This window comes from Limosilactobacillus pontis DSM 8475 (assembly GCF_001435345.1).
Taxonomy (GTDB): Bacteria; Bacillota; Bacilli; order Lactobacillales; family Lactobacillaceae; genus Limosilactobacillus; species Limosilactobacillus pontis.
Map to the genome: position 1 here is coordinate 44,836 of NZ_AZGO01000041.1, position 6,815 is coordinate 51,650.

Annotated in this window: 7 protein-coding genes; 5 read left to right on the top strand and 2 right to left on the bottom strand. The window is 53.4% G+C overall.

Annotated elements, in window-relative coordinates; translation table 11 throughout:
- Positions 1-17 precede the first annotated feature (17 nt).
- The 5 genes from FD34_RS03260 (at position 18) to yjeM (ending at position 4,855) form a co-directional block, all read left to right on the top strand.
- Positions 18-572, top strand: a complete 555-nt coding sequence (locus FD34_RS03260) for a YceD family protein (RefSeq protein ID WP_057806745.1) — start codon at positions 18-20, stop codon at positions 570-572.
- Positions 573-624: 52 nt separating this feature from the next.
- Positions 625-804: a 50S ribosomal protein L32 gene (rpmF, locus tag FD34_RS03265; protein ID WP_057806748.1), complete on the top strand. Its 180-nt coding sequence runs from the start codon at positions 625-627 to the stop codon at positions 802-804.
- Positions 805-1,014: 210 nt separating this feature from the next.
- Positions 1,015-1,701 (top strand): response regulator transcription factor, encoded by a 687-nt coding sequence (locus tag FD34_RS03270; protein WP_057806750.1) that lies wholly within the window; start codon positions 1,015-1,017, stop codon positions 1,699-1,701.
- A gap of 15 nt (positions 1,702-1,716) precedes the next feature.
- Positions 1,717-3,183: a HAMP domain-containing sensor histidine kinase gene (locus FD34_RS03275; protein WP_057806752.1), complete on the top strand. Its 1,467-nt coding sequence runs from the start codon at positions 1,717-1,719 to the stop codon at positions 3,181-3,183.
- A 172-nt stretch (positions 3,184-3,355) separates the two neighbouring features.
- Positions 3,356-4,855, top strand: coding sequence for a glutamate/gamma-aminobutyrate family transporter YjeM (gene yjeM, locus FD34_RS03280; RefSeq protein ID WP_083479829.1), 1,500 nt, complete (start codon positions 3,356-3,358; stop codon positions 4,853-4,855).
- Between the two features lie 52 nt (positions 4,856-4,907).
- Here the strand turns inward: yjeM and FD34_RS03285 are convergent, their stop codons facing one another.
- Both FD34_RS03285 and FD34_RS03290 read right to left on the bottom strand, forming a co-directional pair.
- Entirely contained in the window at positions 4,908-6,224 is a 1,317-nt protein-coding gene (locus FD34_RS03285) for an MATE family efflux transporter (RefSeq protein WP_057806754.1), read from the bottom strand.
- A gap of 142 nt (positions 6,225-6,366) precedes the next feature.
- Positions 6,367-6,777, bottom strand: a complete 411-nt coding sequence (locus FD34_RS03290) for a peptide deformylase (RefSeq protein WP_057806756.1) — start codon at positions 6,775-6,777, stop codon at positions 6,367-6,369.
- Between the last annotated feature and the right edge of the window lie 38 nt (positions 6,778-6,815).

Sequence of the window (6,815 nt, forward strand, 5' to 3'; positions counted from 1 at the left end):
ATTAGGAGGTTAGTACGATGAAATGGTCGTTAGCAGAGTTACATCGTTACCAAAATGAACCACTTCATATTCAAAGTACTTTTGATCTGAACGCATCATTGACTAAACTGTTCCCGGACATCATCCTGGCCGTTGCACCGGTCAAGGTTGACGGGTACGTGTCCTATGACGACGGGGACACAACCATCAGCGCACACGTGAAGACGACGCTGACGGTGCCATCCAGTCGTTCACTGACGCCCGTTCAGTTACCACTTGACTTTGACTTTACGGAGACGTATATTGATGATCGTTCCCACTTCTCCCGATACGAGGATGACGAGGTTGTCTTCTTGTTGAAGCGGGGTGAGACGATCGACTTCGATACCGCGTTAGCCGAGAACATCGTCGAGCAGGTACCGTTACGAGTGCTTTCTGCCGATGAGAAGGCCGGCAAGCCCATGCCAACCGGCAAGGGCTGGAACGTCATCTCCGAGGATGACTACGCCGCCAGCAAGCAGAAAGATAAAAAAGTTGATCCACGTTTCGCGAAACTCCAAAAATTATTTCCTGATCAGGATGATAAAAAGTAGCGGACGGTTAAAAACCATTTGTGGATAATATTAATCCTAGGAGGTGTCAAACATGGCTGTTCCAGCACGGAAGACTTCAAAGACCAAGAAGCGTATGCGTCGGGGTCACATCAAGTTGAATGTCCCTGGCTTAACTCCTTGCCCAAACTGTGGTGAACTTCGCAAGTCCCACATGGTATGCCCTAACTGCGGCTACTACAATGGCAAGCAGGTTGTTAACGCTAACAACTAATTTTAATGAGAAACATCACCCTTTAGGCGCCGGACCTAGGGTGATGTTTTTATTTTTAAAATTTAATAACTGACGGTGATTCCTTTAACAGGGCGAAGAGTTTTCCTAATTTAATAACCAGAAGGCTGGGGTTTATTAGAAAATTGTGATAAAATTATTTTGTTTTATTAATATGGTCGTTATTAAATTGATTGTTAGTAGGTGAAATGAATGAGTCGAATCTTAATTATTGAAGATGAAGAAAATTTGGCAAAGTTTGTGGACATGGAGCTCAAGCACGAAGGCTATGAGACCGATGTGGAGCTTGATGGCCGGGCCGGATTGGAAGCAGCCCTGAACCAGGACTTTGACGTGATCCTTCTTGACCTGATGCTGCCCGAGTTAAACGGGATCGAGGTGGCACGGCGGGTCCGTGAATTAAAGGACACGCCGATCATCATCATGACTGCCCGCGATTCGGTGATCGACCGCGTCTCCGGTCTGGATCACGGGGCCGATGACTATATTGTCAAGCCGTTTGCCATTGAGGAACTACTGGCCCGGGTCCGAGCACTGCTGCGGCGGATTAGCATCGAGGACGGCAACAACAAGGAACACCAGACCACCGTCAACTACAAGGACCTGACGATTGAGAAGGAGAACCGGGTCGTTCGGCGTGGCGACGAGGTGATCAACCTGACCAAGCGGGAGTATGAACTCCTCTTGATCCTGATGGAAAACATCAACGTGGTCATGTCGCGTAAGGAACTGCTCTCCAAGGTCTGGGGCTATGATTCCAAGGTTGAAACCAACGTTGTCGACGTCTACATCCGTTACTTACGGAACAAGATTGACCGTCCGGGAGAAAAGAGCTACATTCAGACCGTCCGGGGTACCGGATACGTAATTCGTTCGTAAGGTTCGTGGTTAACTATGGAGGAAAAAACTAGCAACCGCCGTTTTATTTCCTTAAAGCTTAAATGGGCCTTTGGGACTGCCGTGGGCTCGCTGATCATCTTCTTCATCGTCGCCATGGCGATGTTTAGCTCGTTTACGCAGAGCCTCTTTAACCAGGAGCGTGCCCTGCTCAACCAGGGGATGACCAACATCAGTCGGCAGCTGGGTCGGATCAACCAAACCCTGACGAAGAAGAACATCAACAACGTGATTGATCCCGACAATGGGCACTCAATGACGGGGAGTGAGTACCAACGGCCGATCATCCAAGAACTCAGTGACGGTCACCTGATCGTCAATATCTATGACCACCAGCAGCACCCGATCCTGAGTACCGGGAAGAGTATTGTTAAACCCACCTTCAATAATCGGCGCCAGGTCCGGATGACAAAGGGGCCGACCCACCAGGTGATCGTCGGCCAAGCGCCGATCTATTCCCAACGTGGACATCGGCTGGTCGGCTACCTGCAGGTGGAGAACAAGCTAAATGCCTACTACCGAAACTATAACCAGCTACGCCTGGTCGTGATCCTGGCGATGTGCCTGGTCGTCCTCGCTAGCGGGCTGCTTGGTTACTTTCTTTCACTACTGTTTTTGCGGCCGCTCGGTGAAATTCACGATACCGTCAAGGCCATCAGCAAGGACCCGACCAGAAACGTCCGGGTTCCGGTACCCAGTCATAACGATGAACTGGCCGAGCTGACCACGATGTTTAACGAGATGCTGGATCGGATGCAACGCTACATCGACCAGCAGTCACAGTTCGTCAGTGACGTCAGCCATGAGTTGCGCACCCCGATTGCCATCATTCAGGGTCACCTTGACATGCTGGAGCGGTGGGGAAAGGATGATCCGGAAGTCCTCAACGACTCGATCAAGGCCTCTCTGATTGAGACCAAGCGAATGAAGAACCTGGTTCAGGAGATGTTGGACCTTAGCCGGGCCGAGCAGGTGGAGATCAACTTCCGCAACCAGAAGACCGTGGTCAACGATGTGGTCCACCAGGTCTTCAACAACTTCAAGATGCTTTATCCGGACTTCAACTTCACCCTCGACGATGACCTGAACGAGCCGATCACGGCCAATATCTACCGGGACCACCTCGAGCAGGTCCTGGTAATCCTCTGTGACAACGCCATCAAGTACTCGACGGAACGCAAGGAGGTCCACATCTCCCTGTCTAGGGGGATGAACACGGTTGAGATCGGGATCCAGGACTTCGGTGAAGGGATTCCGTCTGAGGATGTCGACCGGGTCTTTGACCGCTTCTACCGCGTGGATAAGGCCCGCAGCCGTAAGAAGGGCGGTAACGGTCTTGGACTATCGATCGCCAAGCGGCTGATCGAGGGCTACCATGGGTCGATTATGTTGGAGAGTTCCCTGGGGGCCGGTTCACTCTTTCGAATCATCTTGCCGATTGTGGAGGATCCGGAAGCGCTTTAGTATTATGAGAATTTAAAAAGAGTCACGATGCCTGTGTCATCGCGGCTCTTTTTGGTTAATAGACATTTTGAATTAAAAGCTTCTCATGGTCGTTCTTTAATGGACACGGCTAGCCTATAATATAAGTGAGCTACTTAAAATAATAAAGTATCTTACTTGGGGGAGTTGAATTATAGTGGCTGATAAACAGAAAAAATTAATCACCACACCGACCCTGGTGTTGATGATTATTTCGACAATTTATGGTTTTGGGAACGTCTCCATCGCCTATGCCCAGATGGCCTATGCGGGGATGTTCTGGTATATCCTGGCGGGGGTATGCTTCTTCTTTCCGTGCTGTCTGATGATGGCGGAATACGGGTCGGCGTTCAAGGACGCCAAGGGGGGCATTTACTCCTGGCTGGCCGGGTCGATCGGCGAGAAGCTGGCCTTTATCGGGACCTTCATCTGGCTTTCCAGCTGGATCCTCTGGCTGGTTTCGAGTGCTTCTAGGTTGTGGATTACCCTTTCGGCACTGCTGTTTGGGCATGATACCACCCAGCACTGGCACTTCTGGATCTTCAATTCGACCGAGCTGATCGGGATCCTGGCGATCCTGTTCGTGCTCCTGGTTACCCTGCTGAGCTCGCAGGGGATGAACGGGATCACCAAGATCAGTTCCTTCGGTGGGGCCTTCATGATCGCCGTGAACGCAATTTTTATCCTGGCAAGCCTGGTGGCAATCATCGCCAACAAGGGGGTCACGGCCCAGCCAATCCACGGGGTCGCCAGCTTCTTTGAGTCACCGAACCCATCCTTCAAGACGCCGATTGCGGTGATCTCCTTCGTTGTCTATGCCATCTTTGCCTACAGCGGGATGGAAAACCTCGGTGGGGTCACCGACAGTATGAAGGATCCGGCGCACACCTTCCCGCGTGGCTTGGTGATCGGGTCCCTGCTGACGATCGGCAGCTACGTCTTAATGATTCTGATGACCGGCTTCACGGTTAACTACGACCACGTCATCGCCCGGCCGAATGTTAACTTGGGGAACGTTACCTACGTGGTCTTTGATCGTCTTGGTTACATGATGGGGGTCTCTTTGGGATTCAGTCACGGCATCAACCTCCTGTTGGGTGACATCTTCACTCGGATGATTGCCTTGGCCGGTTTGATGGGGATGCTTGGAGCCATGTTCCTGCTGGTCTATTCACCGATTAAGTCCTTCATCATGGGGGCCAACCCGAAGCTGTGGCCGGCCCGGGTCACTAAGTTGAATAAGCACGGCATGCCGGCCTTTGCCATGTGGATGCAGGCGATCTTCGTCTGCTGCATCATTTTCCTGATTTCCTTCGGGGGTTCGGCTGCCGATGCCTTCTACCAGATCCTGACTGACATGGTGAATGTCTCAGCCTGTGCGCCGTACATCTTCTTAGTCGGGGCCTTTCCAATCTTCCAGAAGAAGAACATCCCGCATGACTTCGTGGTCTTCAAGAACCGCTTCTGGACCAACATCCTGGTCGGCTTCGTTGAGATCATCGTCTGTCTGGGGATCATCTTCACCTGTATCCAGCCAATCCTGGACCACGACCCGCAGACGGCTTTCTGGACGGCGTTTGGGCCGATCTTCTTTGGCATCGTCGCCTGGCTCTTCTACCGGCACGCGGTCAGGAAGAACCGCCTCAACCTTTAGCAGTTAAAATAAAATCGCAATCCTTGGCTTGTGACCAGTGGTTGCGATTTTTCTATGCATTAAATTGTTTGATCCGCTGACGGACCAGTAGGGAGGCAATGATGCAGACCAGGAATTCGGTGACCGGCACTGCCGACCAGACCCCGTTGATGCCGACCAGGGCGGCGAGAATCAGGATGGCGGGGAGGAGAATGACGTACCCCCGCAAGATGGAGAGGGTAAACGAGGCCCGGGCCGCGTTGATCGCCGTCAAGGAGAGGATGAAGAGCAGGTTGAGGGCGCTAAAGAAGGTACTGGTGAAGTAGATTGGCAGCCCCACCCGAGCGTAGCTGACCAGCTGAGCGGAGTGGGCGGTGTTGAAGGCCTCAATGAGCGGTAGCTTGAAGGTCACCAGGATGACGAAGGAGATCGTCGCCAGCAGGAGGGTGATGAGCGTCCCCATCTTGAGTGCCGTCGTCACGTTGGTGAAGTGGTGCTGGCCATATTCCCGACTAGCGATCGGCTGGACACCGAGGGCCACCCCGTTGGCAATCGCCAGCACGACGATGGCGATGTTGGAGATCACCCCGTAGGCCGCCACCGCGTAGTTGTCGGCCAGCTGGAGGAGGACATGGTTGAAGAAGTAGATGCTGACCCCGGTACTGAGTTCGTTTAAGGCCGCGGCCACGCCGAGCTTCGCTGAACGACCGAGGTTAGCCAGTTGCGGCCGGGCCCAGTAGAGCTGGAGCTGGCGACCGGCAAAGTGCCGGTGGCGTGACAGGACGATTAAGCTGATCAGCGGTGAGAAGAGCACTGCCAGGGCGGCCCCCTCCATCTTGAGCCCGCAACCGAAGATTAAGAACCAGTCGATCACGATAACGGAAAGGGTCTCGGTCAGGGTGGCCTTCATGGTCAGGGTCGGGTTACCATCGTTTCTGATGAAGTTGATGGAGATGTAGTTGCACATGTAGAGGGGCCCGGACCAGGCACAGATCCGCAGGTAGATGATCGCCATCCGCCGGGTCTGGTCATTGGCCCCCAGGAAGTTAACCACCGGGGTCGCGAAGACGTTGAGCAGGACCGCCAGAACAATGCCCAGGGTCGCTGCAAAGATGATCAGCTGACTATAGAGGTCGCGGATTCGCTCGGGGTGGAGGACCTTGTTAAGCGAAAAGATCGTCGCTCCGCCGACCCCTAGCAGGAGGCCGACCCCGTTGAAGACGTTGAAGAGGGGGAGAACCAGGTTGAGGGTGGTCAGCCCTAGCGCCCCGGCGGCAATTGAGATGAAGAGGGTGTCGATCAGGACGTAGAGCGACATTCCCAGGGTGGCGACAACGTTTCGCACCACGTAATGCCGAACCTCACCTTGAATGGCTTGTGTTGAATTCATATTTATTCCTCCAATTCGTCCCCATCCCCCGCGAGCGGGCGCCTGTTTGGGGAGCACAATTTTGTGGCAAAACCCGGCGATTCTGCAACCCTTATTTCATTTTTATCCTATCAAATCTTAGCTAACTTTTCATATCGGGTGGTTAAATGAGAATCCCCTGGCAGTGGTCGAGCTCGTGTTGGACGATCTCGGCGGCAAAGTCGGTCAGGGTCAGTTGTTGGCGTTGCCAGTGTTCGTTGAAAAAGTCAACCGTGATCCGTTTGTAACGGGTCGTGGGACGCTGCCCGGTCAGGGAGAGGCAGCCCTCCTTGACCGGGTAGGGTTGGGCCTTACTGGTGAGGGTCGGGTTGAACATCACGACTGGCAGGGGACCGAGCTGGGCAATGATGACGCGCTTATGGACCCCGATCATGTTAGCCGCCATGCCGACGCACGCATCCCGGTGAGCGGTCAGGGTGTCTTTGAGGTCAGTGGCCAGAGGTAGGTCGGCCCGGCTGGCGAGCCTGGATGGTTGCTGAAGCTGGTGGGTATCAGTGACGATAGGTTTAATCATTTTAATCCTCCTTAAACTAAAGTGGCTGGGGGGAAAAC